The following is a 21,679-nucleotide window of genomic DNA, read 5'->3' on the forward strand; positions in this document are numbered from 1 at the left end:
TCATATGTAGAGTTATGCAGAAAACTTACAAAAGTATTGTTAAGAACAGGCTATGAGACTGATAAGTTAATCTTAAGCTTATTTTTCTTGCTCAAATGTCGCTATTATGAGGTCATGAGTCGCTATGGATGAGCAACCACATTCTTTACTAAAAGCCTCAGATATTAACTCTATGGATGAGTTTGAATTTCATCATCCACTCAATCCCAAATCAGAAATTTATTGGCGTAATATCAGTCGTGTTGTTGGGCTAGAACATATTGCCATTACACTTGCTCGCGTACCATCAGGAAAAGAATCTTTTATTTATCATCTGCACCATCATGAGGAAGAGTGGATTTACATCCTTTCTGGTAGAGGAATAGCAGAAATTGGAGACAGCGAATATGAAGTAGCTTCAGGTGACTTTATGGGCTTTGGGCTACCGCAACAACCACATCATCTCCGTAATCCTTTCAATGAAGATCTCGTTTATTTAATGGGTGGTGAAAAAGTTCGTTGCGATATTGGTGTTTTTCCTCGATTGGGTAAACGTGCGATCCGCGATGGTGATGCAGCATACATTATTGATGATTCAAAGCTACAAGATTTTTGGGATAGTAAACAAGAGAGTGATGATTAGATAGCACAGTGTTTGACCAATACGCTAAAAAACGCAATTCTAAAATTGTATGAGTACGACAACGCTAAAAAAACTAACTTTCATCGAATTTCTTGAACAATACCCAGATGGCGAAGGTATCTTTGAACTTGTGGATGGAGAAATTGTTCAGGTGGAACCGACGAGAGCGCACAAAAATGTGGCAAGATACCTTGTTAGATGCATGGATCGAGAAATTGAGCGATTAGGACTTGATTACATTGTTGACAAAGATATCGTCATCCGCACTGTCAAGGCGTCTGGTAAAGAACAAGGCAGAAACCCCGATGTTGGTGTGGTTTTATCAAGTGTGTGGAACAATAATGTATCCGCTTACGGTGCGGTAACTGAACCGATTCAACTTGCGGTAGAAGTTGTTTCTACGAATTGGGAAGATGATTATATTGATAAGTTGGATGAGTATCAAAGGTTAGGAATTGCTGAGTATTGGATTATTGATTATTTAGCGATCGCTTCTCGCACTATCTTGGGTTCGCCAAAATTTCCTACTGTTTTTGTTCATCAGCTAGTCGATAGCAAGTATCAAACACAAGCTTTTAAAGGCGCGGATAGAATTATCTCACTAACTTTTCCAGAAATAAACCTCACTACAGAACAAATTGTTGCAGCTAGCCAAATGTCAAAACTTTAATATTACAGACAACATCTATCGGGTAATAGATACTTTGTTCAATGACCAGTCACCAGCCCTGAAGTTACGTTTATTTTGACTCATTTACTTAATACTATAGTTGCTTCTTAGTGAGGTGGATAAGAATTAGCTAAATATCAACCCATTTACGGAGCAAGTTAGCATGAGTTTTGCAAATGAGGTCAAATTCTGGTGTTTTACCATATTTCTCAAACATCACTTGTTTGGTAGTATCCAAGTCAAAGAGAATTTCTCGCTCGTTTGAATCGCGGATCAAGCTTTGTATCCAAGTAATAGCCGCAAGTCGAATTCCAGTTGTTACAGGTTCAACACGATGTAACGTTGAAGAAGGATAAGCGATCGCCGAGCCAGCAGCCAGTTTAAATGTCTGTTCGCCTAACGAAGTTTCAATAACAAGTTCACCACCTTCATAAGTATCAGGAGAACTCAGAAATAGTGTTAACGATACATCTGAGCGCATTGGCGGTATTCCCATCAATGCATTATCTACGTGATAGCCATAGTACATTCCTGGCTCGTAGTAACTAAATAGTACTGGACGTATTACTTTTGGTCGTATGGCAGCTTGAAACAGCCGATTGCGTTGCAGTGCTTGATGCACAATCGGACGCAATTCCTGTGTTATTATGGAATCTCCTTTAAGCTGAGTATTATTTTTTACTTCTTTAGTGTGCCATCCTGCTGTTAGTTTACCATCAACAAACTCAGCAACTTTAAGTTTTGTCGTGATTTGTTCAAGTTCATCTAAAGTGAGAACTGCATCGATGCATAAAATCATAATTGATCCGACGTTTACTAAAAGGACAGCCAAGACGGCTATCCCACATTTAAGTAAGTTATATTGAATTAGCTTTCACCACCTTCCCCAGCCTCACCAGCCTCACCAGCCTCACCAGCTTCTCCAGCTTCTCCACCAGGAACAACAGGTTGAGTTTGTGTTGGTTCTCCAACTTCACCGGCTTCACCAGCTTCTCCACCAGGAGTTGTCCCACCATTACAAGCTGAAACAGTTGCAGCTAGCCCAAGTGCAAGAAACATTTCAATTGCTCTAGAACGCACGATCAATACTCCTCAAATTAAAATATCTGTATTATCTCAATAGATTGCAATATTTTAAATTGCTAAACTTAGGCGAGATCCATTTTGGGTTTTAGCAACTTCAATTCGAGCTTGAAAAGCTTCTTTAAAGTAAGGCATATGCGTCACTGTGAGAATACAGGCAAAATCATTGGCGATCGCATTGATTGCCGCAATTAAGCGATCGCACCCTTCTTGATCTTGAGTACCAAAGCCTTCATCAATAATGAGTAATTGTAGCGCTGCACCTGCTCGTTGGGCGAGAAGTTTCGCTAATGCAAGGCGAATTGCAAAGTTAATCCGAAACGCTTCTCCTCCTGAGTAAGTCTCATATGGTCTTGTACCGCGTGCATCGGCAATAAGAATATCAAGCGTATCGATCATTTTAGTTGCTTTTTTCCTCGTGCCACTTCGTCCAGCTTTTTGAGTCACAAATTGGACGTGAAGTTGATTTGCGCTTAACCGTGCCAAAAGTTGATTAGTTTCAGCTTCGAGTTGCGGTAAGACATTTTCAATCATCAATGCTTGAATGCCATTTTTCCCGAAGGCTTGTGCTAGTTCTTGATAAACGCGCTGCTGTTGTTTTGTCGCTTGCAGTTGTTGTTGTCCGTGTTGATATTGTGCTTGTAATTCTTCAAGTTGATTGAATTGTTGTTGAAGTTGTCCTAAATGACTGAGTTGATCGTCAAGCTGTCGTCTGCGTAGCGCTAGTTGCTCTTCTAAAGCTTGAATTGCAACTGTAGGTAAAGGCGTTTGTTCAAGTTGCTGAGTCAAGGATTCCATTTGGGCAATTAAAACTTGACGTTCAGCTGATCGAGATTGAATTGCTTCTTTGAGATCTTGCGATCGCGCTTGCAATTGCGGATACTGCTCTTGAGCATTTTTCAGTTGTTGATAGCGAACTTGCCACGTTTGAGCCTTACGTAATGCTCCTCTAGTGGCGTTGTGTTGTTCGGGTGCGTAGTTAATGATCTTGATGCGTTCTTCTAACTCAGCAATTTGTCTGGCACATTCAGAATAAGTTTGCTGCTCGACAATTTTTTGATTTAATTGCTCAATTTGGGCTTGAATTTGAGGTTGACGTTGTAAAATTTGTGACAGTCGTTTTTGAGCATCTTTTAATTGTCCCTGGCGAATTTCTGCCCACCGCCACCGTTCTATTTCACTGCGGGCTAAAGCATGGTCTTTCTCGTTGTAGTTTAACTGTTGTAATTGTTGCTCGATTTGCTGCAATTCTGCTTGTTTATCCAACGCATAGTCATTTTGCGTTAGCGATCGCTCTAGTTGTTGTTTTTCAGTTACAATCTGCTGCAAGCGGCGTTGTACGTCGTCTGTTGCTTCAAGTTGGGCGGCGAGTTGTCCGCGTTGTTCTCTCAAAGCATCGTAGCCTGCAAGTTCTTGCGAAATTTCGCGATATTCTTGACGCAATACCTGAATTTCACGATCAGACACTGCCATTTGTTCGCGGATAACCCAGAATTGTTGTTGAATCTCCTGTTGTTCGCTTTGGGTTTTTTCGACAACTTTTTGCCAATGGTGTTCAGTTAAAGGGCGATCGCACAGTGGACAAGTTGCATCAGGATTTTGCAGCATTTGCAGTTTTTGCTCTAGTTCGCCCATCTGCTTTTCATAATCGCGCTGATGCGCTTGTAGGCGTTCCATAAAATGACGCCGTTCTTGTCCTTTTTCGCGGACTCTTTCCAGGTAAACGCGCTTTTTCTCTAGTTGATCGAGTTGTACCGCCACATCCATCACCGCTTGCTGCAATTGCGGTTGGCGTTGCTGTTGATGGGTAAGTTGATGTTCGGAAGTTTGTAGTTCTTCGAGTCGCGCCTGAAGTCGCGCTTGTACCCTTTCGAGTTGTGTTTGAATTGTGGTGCGGTATTGTAATAGTGGTGTGACTTGGAGTTGCAACTGATCCAACTGTACTAATCGATTGCGGGCGGTGGCAAGTTGTGCTAACCCTGTTTCAACTTCAGCAGATTTCTGTAACGTGTGCTGAATTTCTTGTTCTTGCTGTTGTAAAGCTGCAAATTGTGCTTCGGCGTGTTGCAATGCAGAGCGAACTTCATTAACTTGCTGCGTGAGTTGCTGCTGCAAGTGCTGGAGTTGCAAAGTAGTGCGAGAATGTTCTTGGAATTTAGCTGAAAGGCTTTCTTCATCTGCTTGCAAGCTTTCGTACTTAGCGTAGCCTGCATGAATCTCATCAGTGTGACTGAGAACTTCCTCAATTGCTGATAATTGTTCATTGATAGCACGACGTTCTTCTGCTAAGCGATCGCTGTCTTGTGTCAAATTTTGATACTGCTGTTGCAGAAATCCTAGCTGTTGTTCCCAGGTTTGGCGTTGGTGTTGAACGACTTGTAAACTTTGCAGTTGAATTGTATCAAAAGCTTGCTGTTGTTGCAGTTGATTGTGTTGTGCTTCTAATTGTGCGCGATCTGATGCGATCGCATCTTTTTGTTGCAACTGATTTTGCATTCCTGCTAAAGTCCGTTCAAGTTCTTCTGCTTTGCCTTTTAGCGATCGCGATAAATCTTTTGCTCTTTCTTCTAAATCGTCATACTGATTGAGTTTCAGTAACTCAGCTAAAATTTCTTTACGCTCAGTCGGACGTTTGAGCATAAATTCATCTGCACGCCCTTGACGAAGATACGCTGAATTAATAAAAGTATCGTAATCAAGCTTGATATGTTCCAGAATTAATTGCTGTGTTGCTCTAACACCTCGTTCTGTCAAAGCCCGAAAGCCATTCGGCGTTGCAATTTGAAACTCTAACGAACTACTTTGCCCGCGATGGCGAGTCCGAATCACGCGATATTGCTGTTGGTTACTTGTAAAAATAAAATCTACTTGAACTTCTTTAGCTCCTGTATGGATGATATCGTCTTCAGCAGCAGCACGACTTTGTCCCCATACTGCCCAAGTCATTGCTTCAAGTAAGGAAGATTTGCCTGCACCATTAGAACCACAAATGCAAGCAATATGCAGCCCCGAAAAGTCAAGGGTGACATCGCGGTAGCTCAAGAAATTTTTCAGTGTTAGTTGAACTGGAATCATCTAGGCTATAGCGCCACACTTGGAATATATCTAAGAAATAACAGTACATTTGCACTGTTGCCTAGTCTATCCACGAGAATATTAGGTTTCTAGCCTTCCAGTCATTACCTTTACGATTCTTAATATTTTGTGTCGATATTGGGATTTTTTAGAATTGACTGAATCCCAGTACAAATTGATAAATACTTTGTTCCAGTAGCACTCAGTTCATCTTTGTTCTATGCACTTGGCGTTCTAAGTAGTCGTACTCTAGCTAGGAAATGTCATCTTCTGCAATCGCTGACGGTTGGGTTTAGTGCTGGCACTCTTATTCTATTACCTTTTGCATTAGGGACTGGAGTTGGTTGATTTTACTTTATTTGGGAATTGTACCCACTGCCCTAGCTTACTTACTCTACTTCAGCGGAATTCGCCATACAACAGCAACCATTGCTAGTATTGCTACTCTACTTGAACCATTAACCGCAACTATACTCGCTTGGTGGTTTTTTGGCGAGCAAATCGGTGCAATTGGGTTACTGGGTGCAGCAATGTTAGTGATTGCAAGTGGACTACTGTATTTAGAAAATATCCGATGATGAGATGTAGGGTAGGCATCTCGCCTGCCCGCGATTTTGTTAGTACTTGACACTTATTAGTGTCAAGCGTAATTACTCGGAAAATTAACAAAAGACGACATATCTGAGCAAAGTATACCTCTAGATAGAAGAAAAAAGCATTACTCCAGACAGAGCTGAATGAGCGATCGCAGAAGTTATTCTAAAAGCAATCCAAAAGATGAGTATCAAAAAATACTAAAAACTCAGTAAATTCCGAAGTCATACATTTCTGTGAGAGAGTAACTTTAAAACTATGTCTACCAACCCTAACGATTACAAAAGCTATAACCGCGAACGCCAAGAGACCCACACTGATACAAATGGAAATACCCACACTAACGTCACGCGTACAAACGAAACATTGAGTGGTGGTGCTTCTAATGCTGAAGCTTACCGCGAAGGCTATGTTCAAGGTCAAGTATCAGAAAATCTTTACCAAGAAGAAGTTTTAGCTGTAAGAGACAACGAAAATGCTTCCCGTGGCTTGTTACTTGGTATTCTCCTTGCTTCACTAGCAGCTTTAACAGCGGGCGGAATTTGGTTACTCAATCAACGTGATGAACCTGTTCCTACAAATGTTATTGTTCCAGCGCCTAACAGCGAACCATCACCATTACCAACTCCAGCACCTGAGAACCAAACAACAATTATTGACAGAGTGAGAGAAGTCCCCGTTCCGGTTCCAGTTCCGCAACCACAAGCCCCAGCCCCAGAAGCACCAGACGTCAATATTACACTTCCTAGTCCTGCTGCACCAGCACCAATAACTCAGCCAGAATCTACACAATCGCAACCACAAGACAGCAGTACAACTTCTACACCAGAGACACAAAGTAGTGAGACAACTAATTCAACTGAGGACTCAACAGATAGCACTTCTGAAGCAGGTAACACTAGTGCTCAGTAATTAATCTTTGACAGTTTATAAGAGTTGGTATGTAAGGTTCTTTTCTTACTTGAAAAGGACTTTTATCTTTTTATTGAGTTTTACTCTAGAGTAAACCACCGATATTGCTTATTTTTAATTAATTGTAGCGATCGCGTTTTAATCGTTTGCTCCCTGAGCAATCTGTTTATCTACCAAATACAAATAGTAATCTTCACCCTGAACAATACTTTTATTTGTTTTATTTTTTTGAGTAACATTTAAAATTTTATTTACTTTTTTTGCTCAGCTCATGATTAACAACTAAAACTGTAGTATTCTGTTGAAGAACTACCTTTTCTAACCTATAGTAAATTCTGTCTCATCTCAATTTTCTCTCTGATTTCAATTAATAAAACCTCTCAAGCGATCGCTCTCTAAATAATATTTTGGTTTAGTAGGGCAACCAGAGGAGCTACTGCATAATTTTACTACCAGAAATTAAATACTGATTTAGATCTTGACTCTTGATAACTTGGTCAACTTCTTTGCTAGCAGAAAATGGATGTAATAAATCCATAGTATAAGTAAACATAATGACCAACACATCAATACACAAAATAATCATGAAAACTAGTTGTTTATATTTATTGAAAAACTTAGTTAGTCTATTAATGCCGCTGTTAAAAGAATATTGTCTAGGGTAATAGCAAGCAAGCTATAAGCATACTATAAATAAAATAAATAAGTGTCTGTTGATTCTGATCCTATTTCACGAAAAATCTGATCCCAATACTTTTGTGCAGCTAAAAAACAACTGTGAGGTCGATATAATTTAAGTATAATTGCGTAATAAGTTCAAGTTACTGATTGTGATAGTTGCCCTAACAAGTTGCGATCGCTGTAATGTGTAGATAGATTAAGCGGTAAAATAACCTTGATAAATAGATCAGCTAACCTTATAAATAGAGAGATGCAAGTATGACCTTAGCAGTTGGTACTGATGCTCCTACTTTTACCGCCAAAGATACAAATGGCAACACTGTCTCGCTATCTGACTTTGCAGGTAAAACGGTTGTTTTGTACTTCTATCCTAAAGACGACACCCCTGGATGTACTAAACAAGCTTGTAGCTTTCGCGATGCCCAACCCGATTATCAAAACAAGGATATTGTTGTTTTGGGTGTAAGCAAAGATGACGAAGCTTCCCACCAGCAATTTACGCAGAAGTATAATTTGAATTTTCCGTTATTGGCAGATACGGACGGATCAATTATCAAGGCTTATGATGTAGACGGTGGCGGTTATGCTAAGCGCGTCACTTATGTCATTGATCCTCAGGGTAAAATCGCTCATATAGATAGTGCAGTGAATACGACAACTCACGCGAGCGATGTTCTCACAGCATTGGGACTTTAATACAGACATCTTGCACGAAAAGAATTGCGAATTTATTCGCTTTTCGGTAGACAAAAAGCCCACCTCCGTGGACTACACCTCTCAAACCTCTAATTTTTAGTACACTTCGTTTGGGTAGGAAGGCGCAGGGCATCTACAATTCGTGCAGGAGACTAATCTTAATACGTAAAATAGCCACAAAGATGTTTTATGCTTTGTGGCTTCTCAATAGTACTACTACGGAGAATCTAATTTTCTAAACGAATTACTGGCGCTGAGTTAGCTGGAGTAACTTGCTGCTGTTGATTAGATTGTTGCATCAACTGTCTTTGCCGTTCGCGAAATGCATCTGCTGCCGAATTGATATTCTGATTTTGTTCATTGGCATATTCGTTTGGATCGCGCATAGTGCCTAGCTGAGCGCGATGAATCAGGTCAAACATACCCCATGAATCATCCGTATTCTGGCTAGAAAAGGGATCGTTGTTACGTTCTCTTCTAAAAATTTCTTGGGGATCGGCACTATTAGTTACTTGCGCCAAGCTAGGTTGAGGAACTAGCAATGCTAGACCAACTCCAGCTACTGTCCCTAACATAATTTGAGTCAGCAAGATGCGTGGTATTTTCATAATCTTGATGGGGTAAACACTGTTGTGATGCTTATATCTTACGCAAGTGACTTGCGCAATAGTGGTTGAATACTAAGTAAAGCAACAAGGCTGAAGCCAAGTAATACTAGCAACGCTCCACCAAAAGTAATTGTTCCCCAAGGTGCTTGCATAACGACACTGCTGAAGTTCCAATTGCTATGAGTGTAAAGATAGCGAATTGGTTCAATTGCATAACTCAGAGGATTCAACGTTGCTACGACTTGTAGCCATTTTGGCATGAATGATAGAGGCGCTAGGGCAGTACTGGCAAATAACAATGGCAAGTTCGTTACAAAAATGACAGCAATTAATTCAATATGACCAGGTAAAGCAAAAGCTAAACCTAAACTTAAAGCTGTCACACCTAAAGCAAGTAAAAAGACTACAAGTGTAATTACACTCAACCCTGCTACATCAGGTAGTCCAGCGCCCAGAAAGGCTGCTGCCGTAACAATAACAGCAGCTTGCAGTAAACTTTGCGTAATAATAAAGATTGCGGAAGCTAAAACAATTGAAAATCGAGAGGCTAATGGTGCCACAAGTAAACGATTTAAAAAGCCAAACTCGCGGTCAAACATCACTGGTAATCCAGCATTGAGTGCGCCAGCAAAAGCAGTAAAAACAATAATGCCCGCACCAAGAAACTGTGCATAACTTTGGCTTGTACCAAACAATCCTTGAGGAGCATTTTGAAATAGGGCACCAAAGAGAATCAACCACATGACTGGCTGAATAATTCCAGCAACTAACGTTGAGGGGCGTCGTTGCAACTGAATAAACAGCCGGCGAGTTAAAGCAAGTGTTTCTTGAACTATTTCACTTAAAAAATTGGGAGTAGCATCTGTATTAAGTTGCGGTGATGCTATTTGCTGCCAATTAATTTCCGATTTAGGAGGTGTAACAGTACCACTCATAATAGTTTTAGATTTGAGATTATAAAATTGATGAAGAAGGGATCAGGGGTCGGAGGTCAGAGTTGAATCCAGAAGGGAGCGATCGCTGTTTGCTTCCAATCTTTATAAAGTAACTATCATCAAAATTAAAACTTCTCTTCTGCGCCATTGAATTACCCTGATCTCCGACCTCTGACCTCTGACCTCTTCTTTATCGCATATTTTGTTTGCGTTCCGCCTTGAGATCGCGGCTTCCCACTGCAGCTAGTTCTGCATCCATGAGTGTTTTTCCCGTCGCAGCTAGGTAAACGTCATCTAGGCTAGGGCGCGACTGAGCGATCCCAAAAACGGGTAAACCCACTGAGTTCAGCGATCGCTGAACAGCAGTTAGGGCATCATTTTGGGGAGTGACAACCAAATTGAGTGAATTACCTTGAGCGCTATTGATAATCACCTCTTGAACAAAGGGTAAGTTCTCCAATAAGTTTTTTGCTTTTTCTGCTTCTTCTTCTGGAGAAAACTCGCGAATGCGTAAGGTAATGCGATCGCCACCCACGCGATCTTTTAATTCTGATGGAGTTCCTACGGCGATAACTTTACCGCGATCAATAATGGCAACGCGATCTGCCAGAGCATCTATTTCTTCTAAATAATGACTTGTTATGAGGACGGTTGTCCCTGCTGCTCGAATTTGACGCAAGAAATTCCAGACAATGAATCGACTTTCAATGTCAAGTCCTACCGTCGGTTCATCTAAAACGAGAACATCTGGTGCATGAAGTAAACCAGCAGCGAGATCGAGGCGCTTGCGAATTCCGCCAGAATATGTTCCCGTGCGCTTGTCTGCCCATTCTTCCAAGCCTAGTAAACTAATGACATTCTTAATTCTTTCTTTAGCGACTGCTTTGGGAAGGTGATACAGTGCTGCTTGCAGCTGTAATAATTCGCGCCCTGTAAGAATCTTGTCAAGTGCAACTTCTTGAGCTACATAGCCGAGTTTTTTTCTAGCTTCTCTAGGGTTGTCAACTACTGAGATACCAGAAACAGCAATATTTCCCGCATCTGGTGTTGCCAAAGTACACAAAATTCTCAGTGTTGTTGTCTTTCCGGCTCCATTTGGACCTAGAATGCCAAATATTTCTCCTGGTTCGACTTGAAAGGAGACGTCTTGAACAGCTTCCGTTGAGCCGTAGCGTTTCTTTAAATTCTCTATTAAAACAGCAGGAGCCATATAATATATCTCTGCTTGCAAAAATACACAATTCTATACAATCTATTTTAAGGCTTTAATGCAGTTGGGGATCAAGGGTGGGCAAAAAGCCCACCTGGTAGCTATTTTGTAACCAAAGCCATCACTGCGGTAGTAACTTGATGTGTAATTGGTAAGCTATCAATCATCATGCCAGCACACAATAGCATCATATAAAGAATTGAGTAGAGGAAGAGCGATCGCGCTTGTTGTTGATTGCTGGGATCGCGCAACAATGCCCAAGCTTTCTTAATAAAGATGCTTCCTAAAAGCAAGGCAACAATGGCATAGAACAGCCCTGAAACATGCAGCGGATAAACAAGTAGCAGTGTTGTGGGAATCAAAATTAAGGTATACCACCAAATCTGCCAAGTCGTTGCTGTATTTCCGGCAACAACAGGTAACATAGGGACTCCTACTTTGGCATAATCATCTCGGATCATCAGTGCCAATGCCCAAAAGTGTGGCGGTGTCCACAAAAATACGATCCCGAAGAGTACCCAAGCTGGTACACTTAACGCACCAGTACAAGCTGCCCAGCCAACAAGGGCTGGAATAGCTCCAGCAGCACCACCAATAACAATATTTTGTGTTGTATGGCGTTTGAGTAGGTGAGTATAGATACCAACATAGAACACAATGCCAGACATGGCTAAGAGTGCACTGAGCAGGTTAGCAAATACTGTAAGTAAAGTAAAAGATATAGTAGCAAGTGCGATCGCAAAAATCAGTGCATCGCGCGATTGCACTCGTCCTGAGGGGAGTGGACGGTGGCGAGTGCGTTCCATATCATAATCGATGTCGCGATCGTAAATACAGTTGATTGTTTGTGCTGCACCAGCCGCAAAAGTACCGCCACTCAAAGTTGCTACAAGTAAAACTGGATCGACTTTACCATCAGAAGCGATCCACATACTCGCAGCAGTTGTGATTAATAAAAGTGGAATGATCCTTGGCTTTGTCAGTTGGTAGTAGCTTTGAATAACTTGAAAAAAGTTTTGATGATGGCGTGAGACACTCGTCTCAATCATATTTGCACCAGTTCCTTAATATTTGAAACAACATACAACCAGATGAGCTAACTCGCGAACAGAATCTGCTCTTGATCAACAAAATTAAATTGTCATTTGCGCTCGATTTTTGTATTGGCTGCAACTTTATCAAATTGATGGTTCAGTTGTAGGAATTGCGATAATAGCTGTTGTGCGATCGCGTAATCCCAATACGGTAAAAGCAACTAGCGTTCCCAGTAAAACTGCACCGACTACTTGGTGTGCTACTGTGAGTGGCTCTACTTGTAGGTGCAAGCGGAATGTTGCTATACCCAACAACATTTGGAGAACCAGCAGCCCACCTGCCATATTTGCGAGTTGTCGTAACGCTGGATGTAATGCAGGAGTCCGCCAAGCAAAAAAGACAACGGTAACAATTGCCAAAGTTGGTGGAACGACGCCAGCGATGTGACTATACATTACGTTACACAGAGCATTACCCGCAAAACACTGATGCAGTGCCCAGCGAGAAGCTACTAAGGCACCCATCAGGCTTTGTAAATAAACAAGACTAGCTGCAATCAAACCTATCCAAGGAAGATTACCTGCTGTACCAGTTCCTTGATAGGGTACTAATGCTGTGCCAATGACAAGTAGTGTCACAAAAAACAGCAGGGCTGTGCCCAAGTGAGCAGTCACAATATCAAAACGTAAAAGTTCTGTGACAGTCAAGCCACCTAAAACACCTTGAAAGACAACTAAGCCAAGCGCAAAAGTTGCCGCCCAAGGCAACCACTGCGGTAACATTCGACGGTTCCACCAAGACAAGCTCGCCAATACGATCGCTCCCAACCCTACCATAGCTGCGTCTAAACGATGAAACCATTCGAGGAATACTTGAAAATTCATTTGCTTTGCTGGGACAAGCTCACCATAACACAAAGGCCAGTCTGGGCAAGCCAGCCCAGCATTCATCACGCGAGTGGCACTACCGATTGCCATCAAAATCAAGGTAGCGATCGCAATTTTCCATACGAGCCGCCGGATTCGTTCTTTTGGCTGCGATTGTTCGCCACTCGTTATAGTTTGTTGATGCAGGACGGATTCGGTCATGAACGATACCTTCTGCCTGTTTGAGAGCTATCAAAGTTAATGTTTTTGTGATTATTTGCTCATTTCCACGCTAGCGCATTCCCAACAGAAAATGAGCTATAGGAAATAAGAACTTTCAAGTGACTGGATCTCCAACTTTTAAATGACATTGACTATCACTCAAATATTATTGTTAGAGTTTGCTTATATAGCAACGGTCAATATTATTAGGATATTATAGAGGCTTAGAACCATTACTCTAAACGACTTTTAACCCTGACCCCTGACTCATGAACTGTAGGTCTGAGAAAAGCGCATCCTCTGACCACTCTTATATCAATGACGTCCATTAAGTAACACAATTTACTTTGCTTAACATCTGCCACAGGTGATACTAGAGAAGCACGCTAACTAAATCTAATTGAGCGATCCCAAAGAAATTAGTAAAAATAACCTTGATTTTCTCGACGGTAGTTTGTCTCTACACTACCGTGGAAGATGAGCAGAGTTAACAATAGAAGTAAAGTCATTAAAATAGCTAAACCGTGAACATTCCATCATCGATCTGGACTTTAATCGTCGGTATAGTCGTAACCATAGTTAGCCTTTGGTACGGTCAAAATCATGGTCTGTTGCCAACACCAGCATCAGATGAAGCCGAGTTGGTAGATAGGCTATTCAATGCAATGTTGACTATCTCCACAGGTTTATTTCTTATTGTGGAGGGTGCCCTAATTTACTCTGCTGTTCGCTTTCGGCGTCGCCCTGGTGACGATTCTGACGGACCACCCATTTTCGGTAATATACCACTAGAAATCTTGTGGACAGCAGTACCAGCAATTCTTGTCATTGGAATTGCGATTTACAGCTTTGATGTTTATAACTCAATTGGTGGCTTCAATCCGCATAGTGTGCATGAGGCACCTATAGGAGAGCAAGCAGTCAGAATGCCAGGAGCAGCGATCGCAGCAACACTGAGTGATACACCGCCAAATACAGATTCTAATTTGAATCAACAGAAGTCTGACGCAGCAATGCAAGACCCAGCAACGGCAGAAGTTCGCAACGCCGATCAAATACCGCAAAGGCAAAACGCTCCAGGTGTAGGAGTTGTTTCTCCGAGCATCGGTGCAAGTCCCGATCAAGAGGGTACATCCCCAGCTTTAACAGTTAACGTTACAGGATTACAGTACGCTTGGATTTTCACGTATCCTGATACAGGCATTACAAGTGGTGAATTACACGTTCCGGTAGGACGCGAAGTTCAAATTAGTATGACCGCAAACGATGTCATTCACGCTTTTTGGGTACCAGAATTACGCCTAAAACAGGATGCAATTCCTGGTAGACAGTCAGAAATTCGATTTACACCGAGAACTGTAGGTGAGTATAAACTGATCTGTGCTGAACTCTGTGGTCCATACCACGGTGCAATGAATACACAATTTGTCATTGAAACACCGGAGGCATTTGAACAGTGGCAGCAAGAGCAGATCGCAAACACAGACTCGCAACAACTTGTTGCAGTCAACTCGGCTGATTTATCTCCAGCAGAATTTTTAGCTCCCTACATCAGCAATTTAGAAATTCAACCGGAAATGCTTCACCAAATCCACCACACTCATCATTAGAGATAGTTAGGAGTTCGACTCATCAGTCTTACTCTCTACTGCCCACTCCCTACTTCCTTTTTCGATATGACACAAGCACAGCTACAAGAAAGCGCTAATCCTGCTCACAGTGAAGAACACGGAGTAAGAAAGTGGCGCGACTACTTCAGCTTTAATACCGATCACAAAGTTATCGGAATTCAATATCTCGTCACAACTTTTATTTTTTACTGTATTGGTGGCGTTTTAGCTGACTTAGTACGCACAGAATTAAAAACACCAGAAACTGATTTTGTCAGTCCAGAAGTCTACAACAGCTTGTTTACACTCCACGCGACGATCATGATTTTCTTGTGGATTGTACCTGCGGGGGCTGGATTTGCCAACTATCTCATTCCCCTAATGATTGGGGCAAAAGACATGGCATTTCCTCGCTTGAATGCAGTCGCGTTCTGGATGATTCCACCTGCTGGTTTGTTACTTATCAGTAGCTTACTTGTGGGAGATGCACCTGATGCAGGTTGGACGTCCTATCCACCTTTAAGCTTGGTGACAGGACAGGTGGGTGAAGCAATTTGGATTATGAGCGTCCTCTTACTTGGTACTTCTTCCATTCTGGGGGCGATCAATTTTCTGGTGACAATCTGGAAAATGCGGATTCCAGGAATGTCGGTAAACCAAATGCCGTTATTTTGTTGGGCAATGATTGCTACTTCCGCAATTACTTTGCTTTCTACTCCTGTACTAGCAGGTGCTTTAATTCTTTTAGGGTTTGATTTACTCGCAGGGACAACATTTTTTAACCCGACTGGCGGTGGAGATCCGATTGTTTACCAGCATATGTTCTGGTTTTACTCCCACCCTGCGGTTTACATTATGATTCTGCCCTTCTTCGGGCTGATCTCCGAAATTTTGCCAGTACACGCCCGTAAACCAGTTTTTGGTTATCAAGCGATCGCTTATTCAAGTTTGGCAATCAGCTTTTTGGGCTTAATCGTCTGGGCGCACCATATGTTTACTAGTGGTATTCCTGGTTGGTTGCGGATGTTCTTTATGATCACAACAATGATCATCGCTGTACCCACAGGGATCAAAGTTTTTAGCTGGGTAGCCACAGTTTGGGGTGGTAAGCTTCGTCTTAATAGCGCCATGCTGTTTGCTATGGGTTTTGTCGGCACGTTTGTTATCGGTGGTATTAGCGGCGTCATGTTAGCTGCTGTACCTTTTGATATTCACGTTCATGATACCTATTTTGTTGTTGCTCACCTGCACTATGTTCTCTTTGGAGGTAGTGTCTTAGGTATCTTTGCGGGTTATTACCACTGGTTTCCTAAGATTACTGGGCGAATGCTCAACGAGTTTTGGGGCAGAGTTCACTTTGCTCTCACGATTGTAGGCTTAAATCTGACTTTCTTGCCTATGCACAAGTTGGGCATGATGGGCATGAACCGACGGATTGCAGTGTACGATCCTAAATTTGAAACAATCAACTTTATCTGCACAATGGGTTCTTATTTGCTTGCCGTTTCTACTTTTCCGTTCATCATCAATGCTATTTGGAGTTGGATGTACGGTCCTAAGGCAGGTAATAACCCTTGGCAAGCATTAACCTTAGAGTGGATGACGACTTCACCACCAGCAATTGAGAATTTTGACAAGCTACCTGTGCTAGCAACAGGACCTTATGACTATGGTATGAGTAATGCTGATGATCAAGAAGTGGAGGATGTGCCACTATCTGATGAAAGAGAACCTGCTTTAGCTGCTGGTCCTAATTCAGCATTACGTGCTGATCCCGATCCCAAATTTGCTGCTAACCCTGAAGACCGCAAATAACTTGATAAGTTGTGAGCAATCAGTTTTTATGGTGGCTCACGATTTACTATTCCTACATTCGTTATCAAATTAAATCATGCAAAGTCAAACTATTGACCCAGCAAAAACAGCGCTTAACTACCATCACACTGAAGCTGAAGCGCATCATGAGGAACATCCAGATCATCGTATTACTGGACTTATTATGTTTCTGGTAGCTGAAGGAATGATTTTCTTCGGTATGTTTGGTGCGTATTTGGCTTTTCGATCTGTGCTACCATCGTGGCCTCCCGAAGGAACACCAGAATTAGAACTTTTGTTACCTGGAGTTAACACGATCATTCTAATTTCTAGTAGTTTTGTCATGCATAATGCAGACACTGCCATCAAAAAAAATGATGTAGGTGGAATGCGTACTTGGCTCGCAATTACTGCGGCAATGGGCGCAATCTTCTTAGCTGGACAGCTTTACGAGTACAGTAATTTAGAATTTGGTCTAACTACCAATTTATTTGCTAGTGCCTTTTATGTCCTGACTGGCTTTCACGGATTGCACGTTTTTATTGGACTAGTCGCGATTTTGGCTGTTTTATGGCGATCGCGTGTTGCTGGTCACTATTCAAATGAAAAACACTTTGGCGTAGAAGCTGCAGAAATCTACTGGCATTTTGTTGATGTTGTGTGGATTGTTTTATTTGGGCTATTGTACATTCTCTAAATCAACTGGCGATCGTATTGAGTTATTAGTCAGTAGCAAAGCCCCTGCAATGGGGTTTTTCTTTTACACAGTGTAGATATCTTTTGCGGGTAATCTATCGAATAAACTTTGTTCTTTAAGAATAATATGATTTTTGGCATCGATAGAGATTTTACCTTCATCTTGAAGTTTTCCTAACAATCGCGTAACTGTCACGCGGGTCGTTGAACAAGCTTCAGCTAATTCTTGATGTGTAAAGCGCACGCTCAAACGAATTCCTCGCTCAGTTGGCTGACCAATTTCTTGTTTTAATAGCTGTAGTAACTGCTCAAAACGATCTTTGACTCGCCTTTGCCCAAAAATAGCTAACAAAGCTTCAGATTGCCGTAACCTTTGATTAATGCGCGGTAATACTTGAGCAGCCAGCAACGGTGATGCAGCAAGTTCGTTAAAGGAGTAGCACAGTAATTGAACTTGGGATAGCGCAGTAGCTTGATATGTGTGTAGCGATGTTAGCTCGACGCCAAAGGGCATTCCAGGTCCTGCCAAACCTACAACAACCTCTTCCCCAGTTTCACTTAAAGTACTAAGCTTGACAATTCCTTGATCGACTTGCCAAATCATTTGTGGCTTAAGCGGTATTAGTTCGCCTTTTAGATAAACATATTTACGGCGATCGCCATTCGATGTTTCTTCTTGATCTGTGCAAGGTTGATCCTGAACAGCATTCACCTGGCGAATACATACTTGCATTTTGCTATTGTTACCTGCGTTACCTATTACGATAGCTACTGTTAATACTACCTTTATAGGTGCCTGATTACGCGGGCAAAGATTTACCACCCACTCCAGCGATTGTGCTTGCTGCAACTGCATCAACTTACTGTAAAGCGCTTGGCGTTCGTCTTCTGCAACAAAAATAATCAGCGGTTTGCCCACCAAAAATCGCTGTGGAACATTAAACAGTTTAGCCGCAGCACGATTTGCTTCTTCTATCTTTCCAGACTTATCGATGACAATATAACCATCAGGAGCAAAATCAAATAGTTCTTGATAGCGGCAAACTTGTAATTCAAGTGCTGCTTGTGTCGCCAAGAGTTCTTTATTCTGACGCTGTAGCTCATCTACTGTTAGTTGTAACTCTTCTGATACAATGCCAAGATTTGTAAGAGCTATCGGTAGCATCTCTTGCGAAGCATCTGGTGAATTACCTAGCTGATATAAACTTTCTATTTGTTTATAGACTGGTTGAGCAAATTTATCTACATTCACATGCTATCTCCAAGAGTAATAGTAACTTAGCTTGCAAAATTTAAACTCGACATTTTCCTTACTGAATATTTAGCCCTTGAAGCAGCACAATCATGTTGGGCTACTGGTGGATGGTTAGCGTAAAAGTGCTTATAGCCTTGTCAACCTTTTTAAGAAACTACGCATTTTTTGCTTAAACCATTCTTTAGAGAGATGCGCCATATCTAAAACTAAGTTACTTTCGTTCCAGAGATTTAGTCAGCTTTGTACTCCTGTCAGGAGTCACTTAAAATGTTGTCTCAATTCTATTAATTAAACAATTATTCTTAACTCTATTGTAGGAGATAGCTTTTACTAAAACATAAAAAAAATATTAGTATATGTCCTTAACTAAGAAATGAGTAGCCTTTACATCCACGAATTATAAGATGAAAAAAGTAAAGAATCTACAGACAATTCACCTATTATTATGGAGAAATTTAAGCTTGAAGTTTTTTTAGTTTTTATGACTATTAATGAACTAAACGTAGCTCACAACAAGGAATAACAATGCATGCAAAACGTGCCGCGCATTTTAGATTTTTTAAAACTGGCAGCAAGAAGAATATCAAAGGGCTGGTAGTAATGCTTTACATAAACAGATAGGAGAATGCGTCTTCGATAAACTTGTAAATTTGTAAATTTAAATTATATTTAAAGTACTAGCTCAACTAGGTGTATACAGTATTTATAGGAATACAAAAAATATGAGTCAGTATAAAATTCACGATGAATATAGTTTGGCAGAAGCTGCTGATATGCTAGGAGAGAAAGCTATGGAGCTAGGCTTAATTCCTAGTTTCGTTGTTCGACACTTTCCTGATAACAGACAGTACTATATTCCTAATGAAAAGGAATCAGAGGCACTCACACCAGAGGAAGCTTACATGAAGCTAAAAAAATTAGTTGAAACAGCAGAACAACAAGCATAAATAGTTTGCTACTAGCAAACTAGTTAGTAGAAGGGCATCAAGAAGCACAAAGTGATCTTATCGTGGTCGGCGTTTGGATACCTTTAAAACGGGTAGTGCTTGATGCGAACTACTAGGCGGCAAATAGCGCGGTGTAGCAATCTCCTCTGTCGGGTAAGGACGGCGCTGCTGTAATAACCACCAACGCAGACCAATAGCCATACTCACAGTGACTAACCCAAACGTAAACAAAGACCAGCGATCGCCTAGTCCGCCAATAACAGCGTCCACCGCTCCCATAGTCACTAATACACTGGGTAACGGCTCTTTACGGTATGCAGATAACAACTTCGGTAGTGCTGCGTTCATCACAAAATTAATATATTCTTTGGGTCAGCTATTATCTCAAGTTACCTATCATCTTAAGACCTACTTTCCAGACTTGCAGATGTCTTTACGCAATTTGCATTGTTTTATGTACAAGACAGCAATTAAGCTGGGCAGAATCATCATTAAGGTACACTGTGAGTCTGGACTGAGATCCGCAAACTATAGTTAGAGCTGAATAGGTCTTTTCTTAGCAACTTTGCTAGCTTGCTTTTGACCTCAGTATTGATATCAAACTCTCTTCTACTCTATCTTAGCCCAAGCCAAGCAAGCACGCCTTTACCTGTCAGGTATTCAATCACAACTAAAATGAGAAATCCAATCATTGCTGCTCTGCCATTCAAGCGTTCGGCATACTCATTAAATCCAAACTTAGGTTCCTCTAAGCTAGGAGTCGTTGTAGGTTGTGGCTGAGTTGTCATTTGCTAAACCTCTAAATTGTAAGGAAATTGGCTAGGAGCTTCTATAAGAATTGAGATTAAATTGTACCCAAAATTACGTTTTATTTACATTTCTTTACTATATCGTACAAAGTGACTTGTCAAAAGTGGTATCTAAAGACAGGTACTAGTCTACGCAGGAGATTGACGTAGTATATGAGATTACACTCGCTATCTCGCCACTTGCAGCGGACGCGCTTAAGCTAAAAACAGATGTAGAAGAAAATCATCAAAAATGGAAATTGGCGTTCCTAAAGAAACAAAAGATCAAGAGTTTAGGGTGGGCTTGAGTCCGAGTAGCGTGCGAGTTCTTAAAGAGAATGGTCACAATATTTTTGTAGAATCACAAGCAGGTGTTGGCGCTGGGTTTACAGACGAGGATTATCGCCAAGTTGGAGCAGAAATTGTTTCTACTGCTAAAAATGCTTGGAATCGAGAACTTGTTATTAAAGTTAAAGAACCGCTACAGCCAGAATATCAATTTTTACAAAAAGGACAACTGCTATTCACCTATTTGCATTTAGCAGCTGATAAAGCTTTAACAGAGCATTTAATTGATTGTGGGGTAACAGCGATCGCCTACGAAACGGTAGAAGTCGCGAGTAGCACAAATAAACTACCACTTCTCACACCTATGAGCATTATTGCTGGGCGCTTATCTGTACAGTTTGGCGCTCGGTTTTTGGAACGTCAACAAGGAGGGCGCGGTGTTTTATTAGGTGGTGTCCCTGGTGTCAGATCTGGAAGAGTGGTTGTTTTAGGGGGTGGAGTTGTCGGTACAGAAGCAGCACGAATCGCAATCGGCATGGGTGCTACTGTTCAAATCTTAGATGTCAATGTCGAACGATTATCTTACTTAGAAACACTATTTGGCTCTAGAGTTGAGTTACTTTATAGTAATTCTGCGCAAGTTGATGCTGTCGTGCCAGAGGCAGATCTCCTTATTGGCGCTGTTTTAGTTCCTGGACGACGAGCGCCGATTCTTGTCAGTCGTGCATTGGTTGGACAAATGCGTCCAGGTTCAGTAATTGTCGATGTGGCAGTTGACCAAGGTGGTTGTATTGAAACATTACACGCGACGAGTCATACCAAGCCTACATATGTTGCAGCAGGGGTAGTTCACTACGGTGTTCCTAATATGCCAGGAGCCGTACCGTGGACAGCAACACAAGCGTTGAATAATAGTACTTTACCTTATATCGTGCAGTTAGCTAACTTGGGAATGCAAGCGATGCAAACTAATCCAGCTTTAGCAGCAGGTGTGAACGTCCAAAGTCATCGTCTTGTACATCCGGCAGTACAACAGGTGTTTCCCGACTTAGCTCTTTAGCAAAAAGGCAA

The 21,679-nt window shown here is 41.5% G+C and carries 21 protein-coding genes; 10 read left to right on the top strand and 11 right to left on the bottom strand.

Annotated features, from left to right (window positions below; genetic code table 11):
* Positions 1-124 precede the first annotated feature (124 nt).
* Positions 125-622 carry a cupin domain-containing protein gene (locus CSQ79_RS16110; protein WP_099702183.1) on the top strand — a complete coding sequence of 166 codons (498 nt, stop codon included), beginning with the start codon at positions 125-127 and terminating at the stop codon, positions 620-622.
* Between the two features lie 49 nt (positions 623-671).
* A complete protein-coding gene (locus tag CSQ79_RS16115) occupies positions 672-1,292 on the top strand; it encodes a Uma2 family endonuclease (protein ID WP_099702184.1) in 621 nt (206 codons plus the stop codon).
* A 130-nt stretch (positions 1,293-1,422) separates the two neighbouring features.
* On the opposite strand, the gene CSQ79_RS16120 is transcribed toward CSQ79_RS16115, so the two are convergent.
* From CSQ79_RS16120 to sbcC, 3 genes are all read right to left on the bottom strand, one after another.
* Positions 1,423-2,091 carry a Fe2+-dependent dioxygenase gene (locus CSQ79_RS16120; protein ID WP_099702185.1) on the bottom strand — a complete coding sequence of 223 codons (669 nt, stop codon included), beginning with the start codon at positions 2,089-2,091 and terminating at the stop codon, positions 1,423-1,425.
* 68 nt (positions 2,092-2,159) lie between these two features.
* Entirely contained in the window at positions 2,160-2,372 is a 213-nt protein-coding gene (locus CSQ79_RS16125) for a hypothetical protein (protein ID WP_099702186.1), read from the bottom strand.
* A gap of 54 nt (positions 2,373-2,426) precedes the next feature.
* On the bottom strand, positions 2,427-5,450 hold the full coding sequence (gene sbcC, locus CSQ79_RS16130; RefSeq protein ID WP_099702187.1) for an exonuclease subunit SbcC: 3,024 nt from the start codon (positions 5,448-5,450) through the stop codon (positions 2,427-2,429).
* A 344-nt stretch (positions 5,451-5,794) separates the two neighbouring features.
* On the opposite strand from sbcC, the gene CSQ79_RS16135 reads away from it, so the two are divergent.
* The 3 genes from CSQ79_RS16135 to CSQ79_RS16145 all read left to right on the top strand — a co-directional run bounded on the left by CSQ79_RS16135 (position 5,795) and on the right by CSQ79_RS16145 (position 8,333).
* Positions 5,795-6,028, top strand: a complete 234-nt coding sequence (locus CSQ79_RS16135) for an EamA family transporter (RefSeq protein WP_289501200.1) — start codon at positions 5,795-5,797, stop codon at positions 6,026-6,028.
* Between the two features lie 274 nt (positions 6,029-6,302).
* Positions 6,303-6,956: a hypothetical protein gene (locus CSQ79_RS16140; protein WP_099702189.1), complete on the top strand. Its 654-nt coding sequence runs from the start codon at positions 6,303-6,305 to the stop codon at positions 6,954-6,956.
* 939 nt (positions 6,957-7,895) lie between these two features.
* The gene (locus CSQ79_RS16145) at positions 7,896-8,333 is read left to right on the top strand and encodes a peroxiredoxin (protein WP_099702190.1); all 438 of its coding nucleotides are present in this window, start codon (positions 7,896-7,898) and stop codon (positions 8,331-8,333) included.
* Between the two features lie 227 nt (positions 8,334-8,560).
* Here the strand turns inward: CSQ79_RS16145 and CSQ79_RS16150 are convergent, their stop codons facing one another.
* From CSQ79_RS16150 to CSQ79_RS16170, 5 genes are all read right to left on the bottom strand, one after another.
* Positions 8,561-8,941 carry a hypothetical protein gene (locus tag CSQ79_RS16150; RefSeq protein ID WP_099702191.1) on the bottom strand — a complete coding sequence of 127 codons (381 nt, stop codon included), beginning with the start codon at positions 8,939-8,941 and terminating at the stop codon, positions 8,561-8,563.
* Positions 8,942-8,979: 38 nt separating this feature from the next.
* The gene (locus CSQ79_RS16155) at positions 8,980-9,876 is read right to left on the bottom strand and encodes an ABC transporter permease (RefSeq protein WP_099702192.1); all 897 of its coding nucleotides are present in this window, start codon (positions 9,874-9,876) and stop codon (positions 8,980-8,982) included.
* Between the two features lie 190 nt (positions 9,877-10,066).
* Entirely contained in the window at positions 10,067-11,086 is a 1,020-nt protein-coding gene (locus tag CSQ79_RS16160) for an ABC transporter ATP-binding protein (RefSeq protein ID WP_099702193.1), read from the bottom strand.
* A gap of 101 nt (positions 11,087-11,187) precedes the next feature.
* Positions 11,188-12,135 (bottom strand): heme o synthase, encoded by a 948-nt coding sequence (locus tag CSQ79_RS16165; protein ID WP_099702194.1) that lies wholly within the window; start codon positions 12,133-12,135, stop codon positions 11,188-11,190.
* A 129-nt stretch (positions 12,136-12,264) separates the two neighbouring features.
* A complete protein-coding gene (locus CSQ79_RS16170) occupies positions 12,265-13,209 on the bottom strand; it encodes a COX15/CtaA family protein (protein ID WP_099702195.1) in 945 nt (314 codons plus the stop codon).
* A gap of 524 nt (positions 13,210-13,733) precedes the next feature.
* On the opposite strand from CSQ79_RS16170, the gene CSQ79_RS16175 reads away from it, so the two are divergent.
* The 3 genes from CSQ79_RS16175 (at position 13,734) to CSQ79_RS16185 (ending at position 17,331) form a co-directional block, all read left to right on the top strand.
* Positions 13,734-14,819, top strand: a complete 1,086-nt coding sequence (locus tag CSQ79_RS16175; protein WP_099702196.1) for a cytochrome c oxidase subunit II — start codon at positions 13,734-13,736, stop codon at positions 14,817-14,819.
* 66 nt (positions 14,820-14,885) lie between these two features.
* The gene (gene ctaD / locus CSQ79_RS16180) at positions 14,886-16,634 is read left to right on the top strand and encodes a cytochrome c oxidase subunit I (RefSeq protein ID WP_099702197.1); all 1,749 of its coding nucleotides are present in this window, start codon (positions 14,886-14,888) and stop codon (positions 16,632-16,634) included.
* 76 nt (positions 16,635-16,710) lie between these two features.
* Complete coding sequence (locus tag CSQ79_RS16185; protein ID WP_099702198.1) at positions 16,711-17,331, top strand: cytochrome c oxidase subunit 3; 621 nt, start codon at positions 16,711-16,713, stop codon at positions 17,329-17,331.
* A gap of 63 nt (positions 17,332-17,394) precedes the next feature.
* Here CSQ79_RS16185 and CSQ79_RS16190 read toward each other — a convergent pair whose 3' ends face one another.
* Positions 17,395-18,582, bottom strand: coding sequence for a PAS domain-containing protein (locus tag CSQ79_RS16190; protein ID WP_099702199.1), 1,188 nt, complete (start codon positions 18,580-18,582; stop codon positions 17,395-17,397).
* Between the two features lie 725 nt (positions 18,583-19,307).
* Here CSQ79_RS16190 and CSQ79_RS16195 point away from each other — a divergent pair.
* Positions 19,308-19,532, top strand: a complete 225-nt coding sequence (locus tag CSQ79_RS16195; RefSeq protein ID WP_099702200.1) for a hypothetical protein — start codon at positions 19,308-19,310, stop codon at positions 19,530-19,532.
* A 57-nt stretch (positions 19,533-19,589) separates the two neighbouring features.
* Here the strand turns inward: CSQ79_RS16195 and CSQ79_RS16200 are convergent, their stop codons facing one another.
* Positions 19,590-19,880 (bottom strand): hypothetical protein, encoded by a 291-nt coding sequence (locus tag CSQ79_RS16200; protein WP_289501205.1) that lies wholly within the window; start codon positions 19,878-19,880, stop codon positions 19,590-19,592.
* A 266-nt stretch (positions 19,881-20,146) separates the two neighbouring features.
* A complete protein-coding gene (locus CSQ79_RS16205) occupies positions 20,147-20,320 on the bottom strand; it encodes a CAB/ELIP/HLIP family chlorophyll-binding protein (protein ID WP_099702202.1) in 174 nt (57 codons plus the stop codon).
* A gap of 253 nt (positions 20,321-20,573) precedes the next feature.
* On the opposite strand from CSQ79_RS16205, the gene ald reads away from it, so the two are divergent.
* Positions 20,574-21,668, top strand: a complete 1,095-nt coding sequence (gene ald, locus CSQ79_RS16210) for an alanine dehydrogenase (protein ID WP_099702203.1) — start codon at positions 20,574-20,576, stop codon at positions 21,666-21,668.
* Positions 21,669-21,679: the final 11 nt, after the last annotated feature.

Origin of the sequence: Gloeocapsopsis sp. IPPAS B-1203, assembly GCF_002749975.1 — a bacterium.
Lineage (GTDB): Bacteria > Cyanobacteriota > Cyanobacteriia > Cyanobacteriales > Chroococcidiopsidaceae > Gloeocapsopsis.